This window comes from Enterobacter quasimori, from assembly GCF_018597345.1.
In the GTDB taxonomy this organism is placed as follows: Bacteria; Pseudomonadota; Gammaproteobacteria; order Enterobacterales; family Enterobacteriaceae; genus Enterobacter; species Enterobacter mori.
In genome coordinates, this window is sequence record NZ_JAHEVU010000010.1 from 1 (window position 1) to 17145 (window position 17145).

Annotated in this window: 14 protein-coding genes; 9 read left to right on the top strand and 5 right to left on the bottom strand. The window is 53.2% G+C overall.

Features of this window, described 5'->3' with window-relative positions; all coding sequences use genetic code 11:
* From KK102_RS21635 to rpoC, 9 genes are all read left to right on the top strand, one after another.
* On the top strand, positions 1-168 hold a 168-nt coding region (locus tag KK102_RS21635), incomplete at its 5' end, for an EF-Tu C-terminal domain-related protein (protein ID WP_023165744.1).
* 229 nt (positions 169-397) lie between these two features.
* Positions 398-781, top strand: a complete 384-nt coding sequence (gene secE / locus KK102_RS21640; protein WP_003862342.1) for a preprotein translocase subunit SecE — start codon at positions 398-400, stop codon at positions 779-781.
* Between the two features lies 1 nt (position 782).
* The gene (gene nusG / locus KK102_RS21645; protein ID WP_003862341.1) at positions 783-1328 is read left to right on the top strand and encodes a transcription termination/antitermination protein NusG; all 546 of its coding nucleotides are present in this window, start codon (positions 783-785) and stop codon (positions 1326-1328) included.
* Positions 1329-1484: 156 nt separating this feature from the next.
* Complete coding sequence (rplK, locus tag KK102_RS21650) at positions 1485-1913, top strand: 50S ribosomal protein L11 (RefSeq protein ID WP_008503452.1); 429 nt, start codon at positions 1485-1487, stop codon at positions 1911-1913.
* A 3-nt stretch (positions 1914-1916) separates the two neighbouring features.
* A complete protein-coding gene (rplA, locus tag KK102_RS21655) occupies positions 1917-2621 on the top strand; it encodes a 50S ribosomal protein L1 (protein WP_006176745.1) in 705 nt (234 codons plus the stop codon).
* A gap of 291 nt (positions 2622-2912) precedes the next feature.
* Positions 2913-3410 carry a 50S ribosomal protein L10 gene (gene rplJ, locus KK102_RS21660; RefSeq protein ID WP_003862338.1) on the top strand — a complete coding sequence of 166 codons (498 nt, stop codon included), beginning with the start codon at positions 2913-2915 and terminating at the stop codon, positions 3408-3410.
* 66 nt (positions 3411-3476) lie between these two features.
* On the top strand, positions 3477-3842 hold the full coding sequence (rplL, locus tag KK102_RS21665) for a 50S ribosomal protein L7/L12 (protein WP_002445276.1): 366 nt from the start codon (positions 3477-3479) through the stop codon (positions 3840-3842).
* Positions 3843-4161: 319 nt separating this feature from the next.
* The gene (gene rpoB, locus KK102_RS21670; RefSeq protein ID WP_100167617.1) at positions 4162-8190 is read left to right on the top strand and encodes a DNA-directed RNA polymerase subunit beta; all 4029 of its coding nucleotides are present in this window, start codon (positions 4162-4164) and stop codon (positions 8188-8190) included.
* Between the two features lie 76 nt (positions 8191-8266).
* Positions 8267-12490, top strand: coding sequence for a DNA-directed RNA polymerase subunit beta' (gene rpoC / locus KK102_RS21675; protein WP_216358413.1), 4224 nt, complete (start codon positions 8267-8269; stop codon positions 12488-12490).
* Between the two features lie 115 nt (positions 12491-12605).
* On the opposite strand, the gene KK102_RS21680 is transcribed toward rpoC, so the two are convergent.
* The 5 genes from KK102_RS21680 to thiG form a co-directional block, all read right to left on the bottom strand.
* Positions 12606-12923 (bottom strand): PTS lactose/cellobiose transporter subunit IIA, encoded by a 318-nt coding sequence (locus KK102_RS21680; RefSeq protein WP_010425950.1) that lies wholly within the window; start codon positions 12921-12923, stop codon positions 12606-12608.
* Complete coding sequence (locus tag KK102_RS21685; RefSeq protein ID WP_010425948.1) at positions 12923-13231, bottom strand: PTS sugar transporter subunit IIB; 309 nt, start codon at positions 13229-13231, stop codon at positions 12923-12925. The genes KK102_RS21680 and KK102_RS21685 overlap by 1 nt, the downstream gene beginning before the upstream one ends.
* 133 nt (positions 13232-13364) lie before the next feature.
* Positions 13365-14909: a sensor domain-containing diguanylate cyclase gene (locus tag KK102_RS21690; RefSeq protein WP_216358414.1), complete on the bottom strand. Its 1545-nt coding sequence runs from the start codon at positions 14907-14909 to the stop codon at positions 13365-13367.
* Positions 14910-15243: 334 nt separating this feature from the next.
* Positions 15244-16377: a 2-iminoacetate synthase ThiH gene (gene thiH / locus KK102_RS21695; protein ID WP_126546494.1), complete on the bottom strand. Its 1134-nt coding sequence runs from the start codon at positions 16375-16377 to the stop codon at positions 15244-15246.
* The gene (thiG, locus tag KK102_RS21700; protein WP_126546493.1) at positions 16377-17144 is read right to left on the bottom strand and encodes a thiazole synthase; all 768 of its coding nucleotides are present in this window, start codon (positions 17142-17144) and stop codon (positions 16377-16379) included. The genes thiH and thiG overlap by 1 nt, the downstream gene beginning before the upstream one ends.
* Position 17145 lies beyond the last annotated feature (1 nt).

Genomic DNA, 17145 nt, shown 5'->3' on the forward strand with positions numbered 1-17145 from the left:
GGTACCATCGAACTGCCAGAAGGCGTTGAGATGGTAATGCCAGGCGACAACATCAAGATGGTTGTGACTCTGATCCACCCAATCGCGATGGACGATGGTCTGCGTTTCGCAATCCGTGAAGGCGGCCGTACCGTTGGCGCGGGCGTTGTTGCTAAAGTTCTCGGCTAATCGCTGATAACATTTGACGCAATGCGCAATAAAAGGGCATCATTTGATGCCCTTTTTGCACGCTTTCACATCAGAACCTGGCTCATCAGTGATTATTTTTGTCATAATCATTGCTGAGACAGGCTCTGCAGAGAGCGTATAATCCGAAAAGCGAATAAGCATTTCGATTTGGTTTGCCTCGCAATCGCGGGGTGAAAATGTTTGTAGAATACTTCTGACAGGTTGGTTTATGAGTGCGAATACCGAAGCTCAAGGGAGCGGGCGCGGCCTGGAAGCGATGAAATGGGTAGTTGTAGCCGTGCTGCTGATCGTGGCAATTGTTGGCAACTATCTTTATCGTGACATGATGCTGCCGCTACGCGCGCTTGCAGTGGTAATTCTGATTGCTGCAGCGGGTGGTGTCGCGCTGTTGACGACAAAAGGCAAAGCGACTGTCGCTTTCGCTCGCGAAGCACGTACCGAAGTCCGCAAGGTCATTTGGCCGACTCGCCAGGAAACATTGCACACCACGCTGATCGTAGCGGCGGTTACCGCTGTAATGTCACTGATCCTGTGGGGACTGGATGGTATTCTGGTTCGCCTGGTTTCCTTTATCACTGGCCTGAGGTTCTAAGATGTCTGAAGCCCCTAAAAAGCGTTGGTACGTCGTTCAGGCGTTTTCCGGTTTTGAAGGCCGCGTAGCTACGTCGCTGCGTGAGCATATCAAATTACACAACATGGAAGAGTTATTTGGCGAAGTGATGGTTCCGACCGAAGAAGTGGTCGAGATCCGTGGCGGCCAACGTCGCAAAAGCGAGCGTAAATTCTTCCCGGGTTACGTGCTGGTTCAGATGGTGATGAACGACGCGAGCTGGCACCTGGTGCGCAGCGTACCGCGCGTGATGGGCTTTATCGGCGGCACGTCTGACCGTCCGGCGCCAATCAGCGATAAAGAAGTTGATGCGATTATGAACCGCCTGCAGCAGGTGGGTGATAAGCCGCGTCCGAAAACGCTGTTTGAACCGGGTGAGATGGTTCGTGTTAATGACGGTCCGTTTGCTGACTTTAACGGCGTCGTTGAAGAAGTGGACTACGAGAAGTCCCGCCTGAAAGTGTCTGTTTCTATCTTCGGTCGTGCGACCCCGGTAGAGCTGGACTTTGCACAGGTCGAAAAAGCCTAAGCAGCGATCAAAAAAGCAACGATTAAATCGTTGCACAAGGCGCGAGATTGGAATACAATTTCGCGCCTTTTGTTTTTATGGGTTACGGCCCGTAAAACGAATTTTATTCACGGGGAGCCTCTCTGAGGCGCTATCACCCAATCAGAGGATTTTAGAATGGCTAAGAAAGTACAAGCCTACGTCAAGCTGCAGGTTGCAGCTGGTATGGCGAACCCAAGTCCACCAGTTGGTCCAGCTCTGGGTCAGCAGGGTGTGAACATCATGGAATTCTGTAAAGCGTTCAACGCCAAAACCGAATCCCTGGAAAAAGGTCTGCCAATCCCAGTCGTAATCACTGTTTACGCTGACCGTTCTTTCACTTTCGTTACCAAAACCCCTCCAGCAGCAGTTCTGCTGAAGAAAGCAGCGGGTATCAAGTCTGGTTCCGGTAAACCGAACAAAGACAAAGTCGGTAAAATTTCCCGCGCTCAGCTGCAGGAAATCGCGCAGACCAAAGCTGCCGACATGACTGGTGCCGACATTGAAGCGATGACTCGCTCAATCGAAGGTACTGCACGTTCCATGGGCCTGGTAGTGGAGGACTAAGAAATGGCTAAACTGACCAAGCGCATGTCCGTGATCCGTGACAAAGTTGATGCGACCAAACAGTACGACATCAACGAAGCTATCGCTCTGCTGAAAGAACTGGCAACTGCTAAGTTCGTTGAAAGCGTTGACGTTGCCGTTAACCTCGGCATCGACGCGCGTAAATCCGATCAGAACGTTCGTGGCGCAACTGTACTGCCACACGGTACTGGCCGTTCCGTACGTGTAGCTGTATTTGCTCAGGGTGCAAACGCTGAAGCTGCTAAAGCTGCTGGCGCTGAACTGGTAGGTATGGAAGATCTGGCTGATCAGATCAAGAAAGGCGAAATGAACTTTGACGTTGTTATTGCTTCTCCAGATGCAATGCGCGTTGTTGGCCAGCTGGGCCAGGTTCTGGGTCCACGCGGCCTGATGCCAAACCCGAAAGTGGGTACTGTAACCCCTAACGTTGCTGAAGCGGTTAAGAACGCTAAAGCAGGTCAGGTTCGTTATCGTAACGACAAAAACGGCATCATCCACACCACCATCGGTAAAGTGGACTTTGACGCTGACAAACTGAAAGAAAACCTGGAATCTCTGCTGGTTGCGCTGAAAAAAGCAAAACCAACTCAGGCGAAAGGCGTGTACATCAAGAAAGTTAGCATCTCCACCACCATGGGTGCAGGTGTTGCAGTTGACCAGGCTGGCCTGAGCGCTGCTGCAAACTAATGCCTTTACGTGGGCGGTGATTTTGTCTACAATCTTACCCCCACGTTTGCTAACAAAAGTTAGCGGCTAAAAGATTTGTTCGTTGGAGCCTGGCCTAATCCAGGCCTCCGTCGAAGACCGCAGGTGTTTCGCAAGAGACTTAATCCCCTGCGTAGACGGTGACAGAACGCTAAGATTATTTTTGGATACTCTGGCTTGTTTCTGCTCACCGTATTAAGACGCTCTTTCCGTTGGGGAGAGTGAAGTGAGTTCCGGAACATGAGTTCCGGCAAACATCCAGGAGCAAAGCTAATGGCTTTAAATCTTCAAGACAAACAAGCGATTGTTGCTGAAGTCAGCGAAGTAGCCAAAGGCGCGCTGTCTGCAGTAGTTGCGGATTCCCGTGGCGTTACTGTAGACAAAATGACTGAACTGCGTAAAGCAGGTCGTGAAGCTGGCGTATACATGCGTGTTGTTCGTAACACCCTGCTGCGCCGCGTAGTTGAAGGTACTCAGTTCGAGTGCCTGAAAGACACGTTTGTTGGTCCGACCCTGATTGCATACTCTATGGAACACCCGGGCGCTGCTGCTCGTCTGTTCAAAGAGTTCGCGAAAGCGAATGCAAAATTTGAGGTCAAAGCTGCAGCCTTTGAAGGTGAGTTGATCCCGGCATCGCAAATCGATCGCCTGGCAACCCTGCCGACCTACGAAGAAGCAATTGCACGCCTGATGGCAACCATGAAAGAAGCTGCGGCTGGCAAACTGGTTCGCACTCTGGCTGCTGTACGCGATGCGAAAGAAGCTGCTTAATCGCAGTTATCTTTATAAAGCATTTGCTTACGTATAAACTTATTCTGATTTTCAGGAACAATTTAAATGTCTATCACTAAAGATCAAATCATTGAAGCAGTAGCAGCTATGTCCGTAATGGACGTTGTAGAGCTGGTTTCTGCAATGGAAGAAAAATTCGGTGTTTCTGCTGCTGCTGCTGTAGCTGTAGCTGCGGGCCCGGCTGAAGCTGCTGAAGAAAAAACTGAATTCGACGTAATTCTGAAAGCTGCTGGCGCTAACAAAGTTGCTGTTATCAAAGCAGTACGTGGCGCAACTGGCCTGGGTCTGAAAGAAGCTAAAGACCTGGTAGAATCTGCTCCAGCTGCGCTGAAAGAAGGCGTGAGCAAAGACGACGCAGAAGCACTGAAAAAATCTCTGGAAGAAGCTGGCGCTGAAGTTGAAGTTAAATAAGCCAACTTTTCTGGTTGCAGCCTAAGTCATTAGGCTGATGGCTGGTGACTTTTTAGTCACCAGCCTTTTTGCGCTGTAAGGCATCAGTAGCATTTCACACTGTTTGACTGCTGGTTGTCCTGACAATGCATGTTTCTATCGACGACTTAATATATTGCGACAGGGTGCTCGCTCTGTGTAAATCGCGACGAAATGATTTAAGCGTGATAGCAACAGGTATTGCGGAAAGTATTCAATTTTCCGGTCCACAAAATGGTGTTGCACAAACTGTCCCTTCGTCGGACAGATGGGTCGACTTGTCAGCGAGCTGAGGAACCCTATGGTTTACTCCTATACCGAGAAAAAACGTATTCGTAAGGATTTTGGTAAACGTCCACAAGTTCTGGACATTCCATATCTCCTTTCTATCCAGCTTGACTCGTTCCAGAAGTTTATCGAGCAAGATCCTGAAGGGCAGTACGGTCTGGAAGCAGCCTTCCGCTCCGTGTTCCCAATTCAGAGCTACAGCGGTAACTCCGAGCTGCAGTACGTCAGCTACCGCCTTGGCGAACCGGTGTTTGACGTTCAGGAATGTCAGATCCGTGGCGTGACCTATTCCGCACCGCTGCGCGTAAAACTGCGTCTGGTGATCTACGAGCGCGAAGCGCCGGAAGGCACCGTTAAAGACATTAAAGAACAAGAAGTCTACATGGGTGAAATTCCACTCATGACAGACAACGGTACTTTCGTAATCAACGGTACTGAGCGTGTTATCGTTTCCCAGCTGCATCGTAGCCCGGGCGTCTTCTTCGACAGCGATAAAGGTAAAACACACTCATCCGGTAAAGTACTGTATAACGCACGCATCATTCCTTACCGTGGTTCATGGCTGGACTTCGAGTTCGATCCGAAAGACAACCTGTTTGTCCGTATCGACCGTCGTCGTAAGCTGCCTGCAACCATCATTCTGCGTGCGCTGCAATACACCACTGAACAGATCCTGGACCTGTTCTTTGAGAAAGTGATCTTTGAAATCCGCGACAACAAGCTGCAGATGGAGCTGGTGCCGGAACGTCTGCGTGGTGAGACCGCGTCGTTCGACATCGAAGCCGACGGCAAAGTGTATGTGGAAAAAGGTCGCCGTATCACCGCGCGCCACATCCGCCAGCTGGAAAAAGATGATATCAAACTCATCGAAGTTCCGGTTGAGTACATTGCAGGAAAAGTAGCCGCGAAAGATTACGTTGATGAATCAACGGGTGAGCTGATCTGCCCAGCGAACATGGAGCTGAGCCTGGATCTGCTGGCTAAGCTGAGCCAGTCTGGCCACAAACGTATCGAAACGCTGTTCACCAACGATCTGGACCACGGCGCGTATATCTCTGAGACTATCCGTGTCGACCCAACCACCGATCGTCTGAGCGCGCTGGTCGAAATCTACCGCATGATGCGTCCTGGTGAGCCACCAACTCGCGAAGCGGCGGAAAGCCTGTTCGAGAACCTGTTCTTCTCCGAAGACCGCTACGATCTGTCCGCGGTTGGTCGTATGAAGTTCAACCGTTCTCTGCTGCGCGATGAGATCGAAGGTTCCGGTATCCTGAGCAAAGACGACATCATCGAAGTGATGAAGAAGCTCATCGATATCCGTAACGGTAAAGGCGAAGTGGATGATATCGACCACCTCGGCAACCGTCGTATCCGTTCCGTAGGCGAAATGGCGGAAAACCAGTTCCGCGTTGGCCTGGTGCGTGTTGAGCGTGCGGTGAAAGAGCGTCTGTCTCTGGGCGATCTGGATACCCTGATGCCTCAGGATATGATCAACGCCAAGCCGATTTCTGCAGCAGTGAAAGAGTTCTTCGGTTCAAGCCAGCTGTCTCAGTTCATGGACCAGAACAACCCGCTGTCTGAGATTACGCACAAACGTCGTATCTCTGCACTCGGCCCAGGCGGTCTGACCCGTGAGCGCGCAGGCTTTGAAGTTCGAGACGTACACCCGACGCACTACGGTCGCGTATGTCCAATCGAAACGCCTGAAGGTCCAAACATCGGTCTGATCAACTCCCTGTCCGTGTACGCACAGACGAACGAATACGGTTTCCTTGAGACCCCGTATCGTAAAGTGACCGACGGTGTTGTTACCGACGAAATTCATTACCTGTCTGCTATCGAAGAAGGCAACTACGTTATCGCTCAGGCGAACTCCAACCTGGATGACGAAGGCCACTTTGTAGAAGATCTGGTTACCTGCCGTAGCAAAGGCGAATCCAGCCTGTTCAGCCGCGACCAGGTTGACTACATGGACGTATCCACCCAGCAGGTGGTATCCGTCGGTGCGTCCCTGATCCCGTTCCTGGAACACGATGACGCCAACCGTGCATTGATGGGTGCGAACATGCAACGTCAGGCCGTTCCAACTCTGCGTGCTGATAAGCCGCTGGTTGGTACCGGTATGGAACGTGCTGTTGCCGTTGACTCCGGTGTTACTGCAGTGGCTAAGCGTGGCGGTACCGTTCAGTACGTCGACGCATCCCGTATCGTTATCAAAGTTAACGAAGACGAGATGTATCCGGGCGAAGCGGGTATCGACATCTACAACCTGACCAAATACACCCGTTCTAACCAGAACACCTGTATCAACCAGATGCCTTGCGTGTCTCTGGGTGAGCCAGTTGAGCGCGGCGACGTGCTGGCAGACGGTCCGTCCACCGACCTTGGTGAACTGGCGCTCGGTCAGAACATGCGCGTAGCGTTCATGCCGTGGAACGGTTACAACTTCGAAGACTCCATCCTCGTCTCCGAGCGTGTAGTTCAGGAAGATCGTTTCACCACCATCCACATTCAGGAACTGGCATGTGTGTCCCGTGACACCAAGCTGGGGCCAGAAGAGATCACCGCTGACATCCCTAATGTGGGTGAAGCTGCGCTCTCCAAACTGGATGAATCCGGTATCGTTTACATCGGTGCGGAAGTGACCGGCGGCGACATTCTGGTTGGTAAGGTTACGCCTAAAGGTGAAACCCAGCTGACGCCAGAAGAGAAACTGCTGCGTGCAATCTTCGGTGAGAAAGCGTCTGACGTTAAAGACTCTTCTCTGCGCGTACCAAACGGTGTTTCCGGTACGGTTATCGACGTTCAGGTCTTCACCCGTGACGGCGTTGAGAAAGATAAGCGTGCGCTGGAAATCGAAGAGATGCAGCTCAAACAGGCGAAGAAAGACCTGTCTGAAGAACTGCAGATCCTCGAAGCGGGTCTGTTCAGCCGTATCTATGCGGTGCTGGTTGCCGGTGGCGTTGAAGCTGAGAAGCTCGACAAACTGCCACGCGATCGCTGGCTGGAACTGGGCCTGACCGACGAAGAGAAACAAAATCAGCTGGAACAGCTGGCTGAGCAGTATGACGAACTGAAACACGAGTTCGAGAAAAAACTCGAAGCGAAACGCCGCAAAATCACTCAGGGCGACGATCTGGCACCAGGCGTGCTGAAGATTGTTAAGGTGTATCTGGCCGTTAAACGTCAGATCCAGCCTGGTGATAAGATGGCAGGTCGTCACGGTAACAAGGGTGTTATCTCTAAGATCAACCCGATCGAAGATATGCCGCACGATGCTAACGGTACGCCGGTAGATATCGTACTGAACCCACTGGGTGTACCGTCTCGTATGAACATCGGTCAGATCCTGGAAACTCACCTGGGTATGGCTGCGAAAGGTATCGGCGACAAGATTAACGCCATGCTGAAGCAGCAGGAAGAAGTCGCGAAACTGCGCGAATTCATCCAGCGTGCCTACGATCTGGGTACCGACGTGCGTCAGAAAGTCGACCTGAACACCTTCAGCGATGATGAAGTTCTGCGTCTGGCGGAAAACCTGCGTAAGGGTATGCCAATTGCAACGCCGGTATTCGACGGTGCAAAAGAAGCTGAAATTAAAGAGCTGCTGCAACTGGGTGGTCTGCCAACGTCTGGTCAGATTACGCTGTTTGACGGCCGTACCGGTGAACAGTTCGAGCGTCCGGTAACCGTAGGTTACATGTACATGCTGAAACTGAACCACCTGGTCGACGACAAAATGCACGCTCGTTCTACCGGTTCTTACAGCCTGGTTACTCAGCAGCCGCTGGGTGGTAAGGCTCAGTTCGGTGGTCAGCGCTTCGGGGAGATGGAAGTGTGGGCGCTGGAAGCATACGGCGCGGCATACACCCTGCAGGAAATGCTCACCGTTAAGTCTGATGACGTGAACGGTCGTACCAAGATGTATAAGAACATCGTGGACGGCAACCATCAGATGGAGCCGGGCATGCCAGAATCCTTCAACGTACTGTTGAAAGAGATTCGTTCGCTGGGTATCAACATCGAACTGGAAGACGAGTAATTCTCGCTCAAACAGGTCACTGGTGTCGGGTTAACCCCCGACACCAGATTGTGCTAACTCCGACGGGAGCAAATCCGTGAAAGATTTATTAAAGTTTCTGAAAGCGCAGACTAAAACCGAAGAGTTTGATGCGATCAAAATTGCTCTGGCTTCGCCAGACATGATCCGTTCATGGTCTTTTGGTGAAGTTAAAAAGCCGGAAACCATCAACTACCGTACGTTCAAACCTGAGCGTGACGGCCTTTTCTGTGCGCGTATTTTCGGGCCAGTAAAAGACTACGAGTGCCTGTGCGGTAAGTACAAGCGCCTGAAACACCGTGGTGTGATCTGTGAGAAGTGCGGCGTTGAAGTGACCCAGACCAAAGTACGCCGTGAGCGTATGGGCCACATCGAGCTGGCGTCTCCGACTGCTCACATCTGGTTCCTGAAATCTCTGCCGTCCCGTATCGGCCTGCTGCTGGATATGCCGCTGCGCGATATCGAACGTGTTCTGTACTTCGAATCTTATGTTGTGATCGAAGGCGGTATGACGAACCTGGAACGTAACCAGATTCTGACCGAAGAACAGTATCTGGACGCGCTGGAAGAGTTCGGTGACGAATTCGACGCGAAGATGGGTGCGGAAGCTATCCAGGCCCTGCTGAAGAGCATGGATCTGGAGCAAGAGTGCGAGCAGCTGCGTGAAGAGCTGAACGAAACTAACTCCGAAACCAAGCGTAAAAAGCTGACCAAGCGTATCAAACTGCTGGAAGCGTTCGTTCAGTCTGGCAACAAGCCAGAGTGGATGATCCTGACCGTTCTGCCGGTTCTGCCGCCAGATCTGCGTCCACTGGTACCGCTGGATGGTGGTCGTTTCGCAACGTCCGATCTGAACGATCTGTATCGTCGCGTTATCAACCGTAACAACCGTCTGAAGCGTCTGCTGGATCTGGCTGCGCCGGACATCATCGTACGCAACGAAAAACGTATGCTGCAGGAAGCGGTAGATGCCCTGCTGGATAACGGTCGTCGCGGTCGTGCGATTACCGGTTCTAACAAACGTCCTCTGAAATCTTTGGCCGACATGATCAAAGGTAAACAGGGTCGTTTCCGTCAGAACCTGCTCGGTAAGCGTGTTGACTACTCCGGTCGTTCTGTAATCACCGTAGGTCCATACCTGCGTCTGCATCAGTGCGGTCTGCCGAAGAAAATGGCACTGGAGCTGTTCAAACCATTCATCTACGGCAAGCTGGAACTGCGTGGCCTGGCCACCACCATCAAAGCCGCGAAGAAAATGGTTGAGCGTGAAGAAGCTGTCGTTTGGGATATCCTGGACGAAGTTATCCGCGAACACCCGGTACTGCTGAACCGTGCACCAACCCTGCACCGTCTGGGTATCCAGGCATTTGAGCCAGTCCTGATCGAAGGTAAAGCTATCCAGCTGCACCCGCTGGTTTGTGCGGCTTATAACGCCGACTTCGATGGTGACCAGATGGCTGTTCACGTACCGCTGACGCTGGAAGCCCAGCTCGAAGCGCGTGCGCTGATGATGTCTACCAACAACATCCTGTCTCCAGCGAACGGTGAGCCAATCATCGTTCCTTCTCAGGACGTTGTACTGGGTCTGTACTACATGACCCGTGACTGTGTTAACGCCAAAGGCGAAGGCATGGTGCTGACTGGCCCGAAAGAAGCTGAGCGTATTTACCGCGCTGGCCTGGCCTCTCTGCATGCGCGCGTTAAAGTGCGTATCACCGAATACGAAAAAGATGAAAACGGCGAATTCGTTGCGAAAACCAGCCTGAAAGACACGACCGTTGGCCGTGCGATTCTGTGGATGATCGTACCGAAAGGTCTGCCTTTCTCCATCGTCAACCAGGCGCTGGGCAAGAAAGCGATCTCCAAAATGCTGAACACCTGTTACCGCATTCTGGGTCTGAAGCCGACCGTTATCTTCGCTGACCAGACAATGTATACCGGCTTTGCTTATGCAGCGCGTTCAGGTGCATCTGTTGGTATCGATGACATGGTCATCCCAGAGAAGAAACACGAGATCATCTCTGAAGCGGAAGCCGAAGTTGCTGAGATCCAGGAGCAGTTCCAGTCTGGTCTGGTTACCGCGGGCGAACGCTATAACAAAGTTATCGATATCTGGGCAGCGGCGAACGATCGTGTATCCAAAGCGATGATGGATAACCTGCAGACCGAAACCGTGATTAACCGTGACGGCGTAGAAGAGCAGCAGGTTTCCTTCAACAGCATCTACATGATGGCCGACTCCGGTGCGCGTGGTTCCGCAGCACAGATTCGTCAGCTGGCAGGTATGCGTGGTCTGATGGCGAAGCCAGATGGCTCCATCATCGAAACGCCAATCACCGCGAACTTCCGTGAAGGTCTGAACGTACTCCAGTACTTCATCTCCACGCACGGTGCTCGTAAAGGTCTGGCGGATACCGCACTGAAAACAGCGAACTCCGGTTATCTGACGCGTCGTCTGGTTGACGTTGCGCAGGATCTGGTTGTGACCGAAGACGATTGTGGCACCCTCGAAGGTATCACCATGACCCCGGTTATCGAGGGTGGTGATGTTAAAGAGCCACTGCGCGATCGCGTTCTGGGTCGCGTGACCGCGGAAGACATTCTGAAGCCGGGCACTGCGGACATTCTGGTTCCACGCAACACGCTGCTGCACGAGCACTGGTGTGACCTGCTGGAAGCGAACTCTGTTGACTCAGTGAAAGTGCGTTCCGTTGTATCCTGTGACACCGACTTTGGTGTATGTGCGCACTGCTACGGTCGTGACCTGGCGCGTGGCCACATCATCAACAAAGGTGAAGCAATCGGCGTTATCGCGGCACAGTCCATCGGTGAGCCGGGTACACAGCTGACGATGCGTACGTTCCACATCGGTGGTGCGGCATCTCGTGCGGCTGCTGAATCCAGCATCCAGGTGAAAAACAAAGGTAGCATCAAGCTCAGCAACGCGAAGTCTGTTGTTAACTCCGCCGGCAAGCTGGTTGTGACCTCTCGTAACACCGAGCTGAAACTGATCGACGAATTCGGTCGTACCAAAGAGAGCTATAAAGTGCCTTACGGTGCGGTTATGGCGAAAGGTGATGGCGAGCAGGTTGCCGGCGGTGAAACCGTTGCAAACTGGGATCCACACACCATGCCGGTTATCACCGAAGTAAGTGGTTTCATCCGCTTCACTGACATGATCGACGGCCAGACCATTACTCGTCAGACCGACGAGCTGACCGGTCTGTCTTCTCTGGTGGTTCTGGATTCTGCTGAACGTACTACCGGTGGTAAAGATCTGCGTCCTGCACTGAAAATCGTTGATGCTCAGGGTAACGACGTTCTGATCCCGGGTACCGATATGCCTGCGCAGTACTTCCTGCCGGGTAAAGCGATCGTACAGCTGGAAGATGGTATTCAGATCGGTGCGGGTGATGCTCTGGCGCGTATTCCTCAGGAATCCAGCGGTACCAAGGACATCACCGGTGGTCTGCCACGCGTTGCGGACCTGTTTGAAGCACGTCGTCCGAAAGAGCCTGCAATCCTGGCTGAAATCAGCGGTATCATCTCCTTCGGTAAAGAGACCAAAGGTAAACGCCGTCTGGTTATCACCCCAGTAGATGGCAGCGAGCCGTACGAAGAGATGATTCCTAAGTGGCGTCAGCTCAACGTGTTCGAAGGTGAACGTGTAGAACGTGGTGACGTGGTTTCCGATGGTCCAGAAGCACCGCACGACATTCTGCGTCTTCGTGGCGTACACGCGGTAACGCGTTACATCACCAACGAAGTACAGGACGTTTACCGTCTGCAGGGCGTTAAGATTAACGATAAGCACATCGAAGTTATCGTTCGTCAGATGCTGCGTAAAGCAACCATCGAAAACGCAGGCAGCTCCGAGTTCCTGGAAGGCGAACAGGTTGAATACTCTCGCGTTAAGATTGCTAACCGCGATCTGGAAGCGAACGGCAAAATCGGTGCGACCTTCGCACGCGATCTGCTGGGTATCACCAAAGCGTCTCTGGCAACCGAGTCCTTCATCTCTGCAGCATCGTTCCAGGAGACCACGCGTGTCCTGACCGAAGCGGCTGTTGCTGGTAAGCGTGATGAATTGCGCGGTCTGAAAGAGAACGTTATCGTGGGTCGTCTGATCCCGGCAGGTACCGGTTATGCATACCACCAGGATCGTATGCGTCGTCGTGCTGCGGGCGAACTGCCAGCTGCACCGCAGGTCACTGCAGAAGATGCATCCGCGAGCCTGGCAGAACTGCTGAACGCAGGTCTGGGCGGTTCCGACAACGAGTAATCGTTGATGCCCGGTAACAAACATTACCGGGCATATGCCTCGTAGGTCGGGTAAGCGTAGCGCCACCCGACAATAAAAAACCCGCCTCGGCGGGTTTTTTTACATCTGTATGTTATTAGTTTACCAACGGGATCCGTCGATAAAGTTCAATCATATCGCCCGCCAGATCCTGAATGACCATCGCGTTCATCAGGTGATCCTGGGAGTGAACGGTGATCAGGTTAACCGGAAGCTTCCCGGTCCCTTCGTCAAGACCGATAAGCTGCGTCTGGATCGTGTGCGCATGCTTCACATATTCGCGCGACTCTTCCATCGCCTTCTCGGCTTCGTTAAAGTCGCCTTTACGTGCCATCTGCAGTGCGGTCAGAGCAGCACTTCGCGCCGCGCCCGCGTTCACCAGCAGTTCCATGATTGTGGTTTCTAAGTCTTCCATTATGACTCCAGCAGCTTGAGCGCTTTTTCCAGTACGGCATCACCTTTCATCATGCCGTAATCCATCATGTCGATCACCGCGACTTTTTTGCCCAGCGGGTCGGCCTGCGCCTGAAGTTTCGCCTGCTCGTATTTTACCTGTGGCCCCAGCAATACGATGTCGGCCGTCGCGATATTGTCTTTAAACTCCGCGACCGGAACGGCTTTAATGGTGACTTCAACCCCTTTTTTCTGCGCGGCATCTTTCATACGTTGAACCAGCATGCTGGTTGACATTCCCGCTGCACAGCATAAAACGATGTTCTTCATAATCAGCCTCGATCTACATGTGTTTATTGATAATTATCCCGTGCAGACCGCTTCAACAACCGCTTTACCGTGATTGTGTGTCAGGCATCACAAAGAAATCGGCATTTTTCTGAAACCGGTTACAATTTTGTGGTCACTCGCTGTCAGATGTACGAACGATACGATTTTTTCCCTGCTGTTTTGCCGCGTAAAGCGCGCCATCGACGCTACCTACAAAGTGTTCCAGCGGCTCGAAGTGCCATTCCCCCAGGCCCGCACTGAACGTCACGTGCAGGTTTTCTTCACGCCAGACGCGCCGTTCCACGGCGGTGCGCCACGCTTCCAGCAGCGCGTGAGCGGTAGCGATCGGCTCCGTATGGAAGATCACCGCGAACTCTTCGCCGCCGTAGCGGTAAACAGAGATGTGATGGGGCTGCATGATCTGGATCCCCTCGCGGGCAACGTTACGCAAAACGATATCGCCGCTCAGGTGTCCCCAGGTGTCATTAATGGATTTGAAGTTATCGATATCGATCAGGGCCAGCGCGAAAGGTTGATGGGCGTTCAGCAGTTCATCCACATCGTTGTCGAAGGCGCGGCGGTTTTTACAGCCCGTTAATGCATCATGGGTTGCCTGACGCACATAGGCCTGTTCACGCTCTTTGTTTGACTGAATGGTATGGCTGAGCATCGCCTCAAGGCGCGGGGCCTGGCTGACATCCCCGGTTTTGATGGCGTTGATAATATTCATCAGCACAGTACGGGAAGCATGGCGCAGGTACAAACCAAACAGAATGATGATAATGGCTGCGAGTGCAAATCCCCAACTGACAACAACGGTTTCGTGGCGGGTAATGGCGGTAAGCGTGGCGTCGGATACCCGATAAATAACAAACCAGTCCGGGTTGGTGAAGGAGTAGTAGTAGTACCAGGATTTGCTTTTTGGATCGAATAAATGGCCTTCGCCGCTGGTCATTTTGTCCATCAGCGCTTCGCTGACGTACGGTTTAAAGAGCGCGCCCGTGTCCGGGTGAAGTACCACGGCACCATCGCGTTCGACGACGAAAAATTCACCCTGTACGGGAGCCACCATTTGACGGAGGGTGTATCCCATAGAGGTCAAATCGAGATGAAAAGCGAGCGTTCCCTTCAGCCTGCCTTCGGGTGAAATCACCGGTTTGTAGAGGGTGACGGTTGGGTGGTCGGTGAAATAGTCCATATAGGGGCTGGTATAGTGGCTAAAGATACTGGCCTCTGCCTGGCCTATAAACCACGGGCGGGTTCGCGCGTCGAATGTCTTGCTCTTTTCCGTTGGAAGCACTTCCGGCGCGCGCAGATAATGCCCCTGTGTATCTGTCAAAGAGATGGACGACACGGTCGGCATCAGGTTTTGCAAATGCATTAACATCTGCAGCCCTTGTGTCGGATCGACGTTGATTGTCTGATTCAGCCGGTCATTGCGCGCAAAATACATCGCTGCACGCCCCAGAATATAGTCGTTTTCACGCAGGATGGATTCGGTATAGTTCACCGCCAGGTTATGGGTGAAATTACCATTAATCTTATGATAATCCTCAAGAAAATCCTTTCTCTGAGAAAGCGTAATCAACACGGCGATCAGCGCGAAGCTGCAGAGGATCCCCGCAAAGCTGACCATAATCGGCCGGGTGAAAGAGAGCTTTTTACTGTGAAGTGCCATGAGCTGTAGATTAATCCAGATGATGAATACGTTACGCCTGCTGATATTCTCTCAGCTTAGTCGCTGTCCTGAGGTTGGTAGCGAATTATACGGAACAGGATTTCAGGCGAGATGATTTATCTTAAGAATCATTAAGAAATTACTCATTATTTTTATTTTCTCAACTTTTGTTATGTTTGGGCGGAGGCAGGGCGAAACGAGGAAGAAGCTTTTCGCCCTGGACAGCATCCGTTGCTGACGAAAGCAGAATAGAAAAACCGGGCACCTGTTCACAACTGCCCGGTGTTTATCTCAGAAGACGCCTCGTCATTTTTTTACGTAGTTGCAGCACATTTCAACGTAATTGCGAGGCGCGTCCCAGCCAGCTGTCCCAGTCTTTCCAGACAGGCTGAAGCCCCTGGGCGATCAGCGCTTCAGCTACGGCTTCCGGACGTCGAGCATCGTGTGGCGCAAACTGCTCCAGCTCCGAACGATCGTCGGCGTAACCACCCGGCTGCGTTTTGGAAAACGCGCTGACGTTGTTAATCGCAAGCGGGATAACGCGATCGCGAAACGCCGGGGACTCACGCGTTGAGAGCGATAATTCAACGTCCGGGGCGAGCAGGCGAAACGCGCAAATAGTTTGTACCAGCTGGCGCTCATCCATCACCGAGGCCGGTTCGACGCCGCCAGTACACGGACGCAATCTGGGGAAAGAGATGGAGTAGCGACTCTGCCAGTAATGCTGCTGGAGCCACAGCAGATGTTCCGCCACCATATAGTTATCCACTCGCCAGTTGTCTGAAAGCCCCGTCAGTGCGCCGAGGCCGATTTTGTCGATCCCGGCGCGTCCCAGCCTGTCCGGCGTTTCCAGCCGGAAGAAAAAGTCCTGCTTTTTCCCCTTCAGGTGATGCCGGGCGTACGTCGCCTCGTGGTAGGTTTCCTGGTAGACCATGACCCCGTCCAGCCCAAGCGTTTTCAGTTCTGCGTATTCGTCCTGCGAAAGGGGCTGTACTTCCATCTGCAACGATGCAAACTCACGGCGAATAGCCGGAAGATGCTGACGGAAATAGTCCATTCCCACCTTCCCCTGATGTTCGCCCGTGACCAGCAGAAGATGCTCGAAGCCCATTTCACGAATGGCCGCACACTCGCGCGCAATCTCACCTTCATCGAGCGTTTTACGCTTAATGCGGTTGCTCATGGAGAAGCCGCAGTAGGTGCAGTCGTTGGCGCACAGGTTTGAGAGGTAGAGCGGCACGTAGAAGCTCACCGTGTTGCCAAAGCGCTGGCGGGTGAGCCGCTGCGCGCGCTGCGCCATCGGCTCAAGGTAGGCGCTGGCCGCCGGTGAAAGCAGGGCCATCATGTCTTCGCGGGTCGGATGACGCGCGTTTAACGCACGCTCGACATCCGCAGCCGTTTTGCTGTTGATGCGCAGGGCAATATCGTCCCAGTGGATCTGCCGCCAGCGATCGGTAAACGTGGTCATCAGAGTGCCTCCAGGAAACCGGTCAGCGGGCTGGTGGCCTGCGCCTGAACACTGCGGGAGCCGGGGCCAGACTGCCGTGCCAGCAAACCTGACTCCACCGCCAGGCGAAACGCGCGCGCCATCGTGACCGGATCGTCAGCCACCGCAATTGCCGTGTTCACCAGCACCGCGTCGGCACCCATCTCCAGCGCCTGCGTGGCATGGCTTGGTACGCCAATGCCCGCATCCACGACCACGGGCACGGTGGCCTGTTCGATGATGATCTCCAGCATCGCGCGCGTCTCCAGCCCCTGATTAGAACCAATGGGAGCGCCCAGCGGCATGACGGCGGCACAGCCGACCTCTTCCAGCCGTTTGCACAGGACAGGATCGGCGCCGCAGTAAGGCAGGACGATAAATCCCTGCTGCACCAGCTTTTCTGCCGCTTTCAGCGTTTCAATCGGGTCGGGCAGCAGCCAGCGGGCGTCCGGATGAATTTCCAGCTTCAGCCAGCGGGTGCCGAGCGCTTCACGCGCCAGCTGTGCGGCGAAAATCGCCTCCTCGGCCGTTTTCGCGCCGGAGGTATTCGGTAAAAGCGTAACGCCTGCCTCCAGTAAAGGCGCAAGAATGGCATCGTTATGCTGGCGAAGGTCCACGCGCTTCATCGCCAGCGTCACCAGTTGGCTGCCGCTTTCACGGATGGCATCCACCATCAGCTGCGGCGAGGCGAATTTTCCGGTTCCTGTAAACAGATGCGAATCAAAAACTTTATCGGCAATACGTAACATT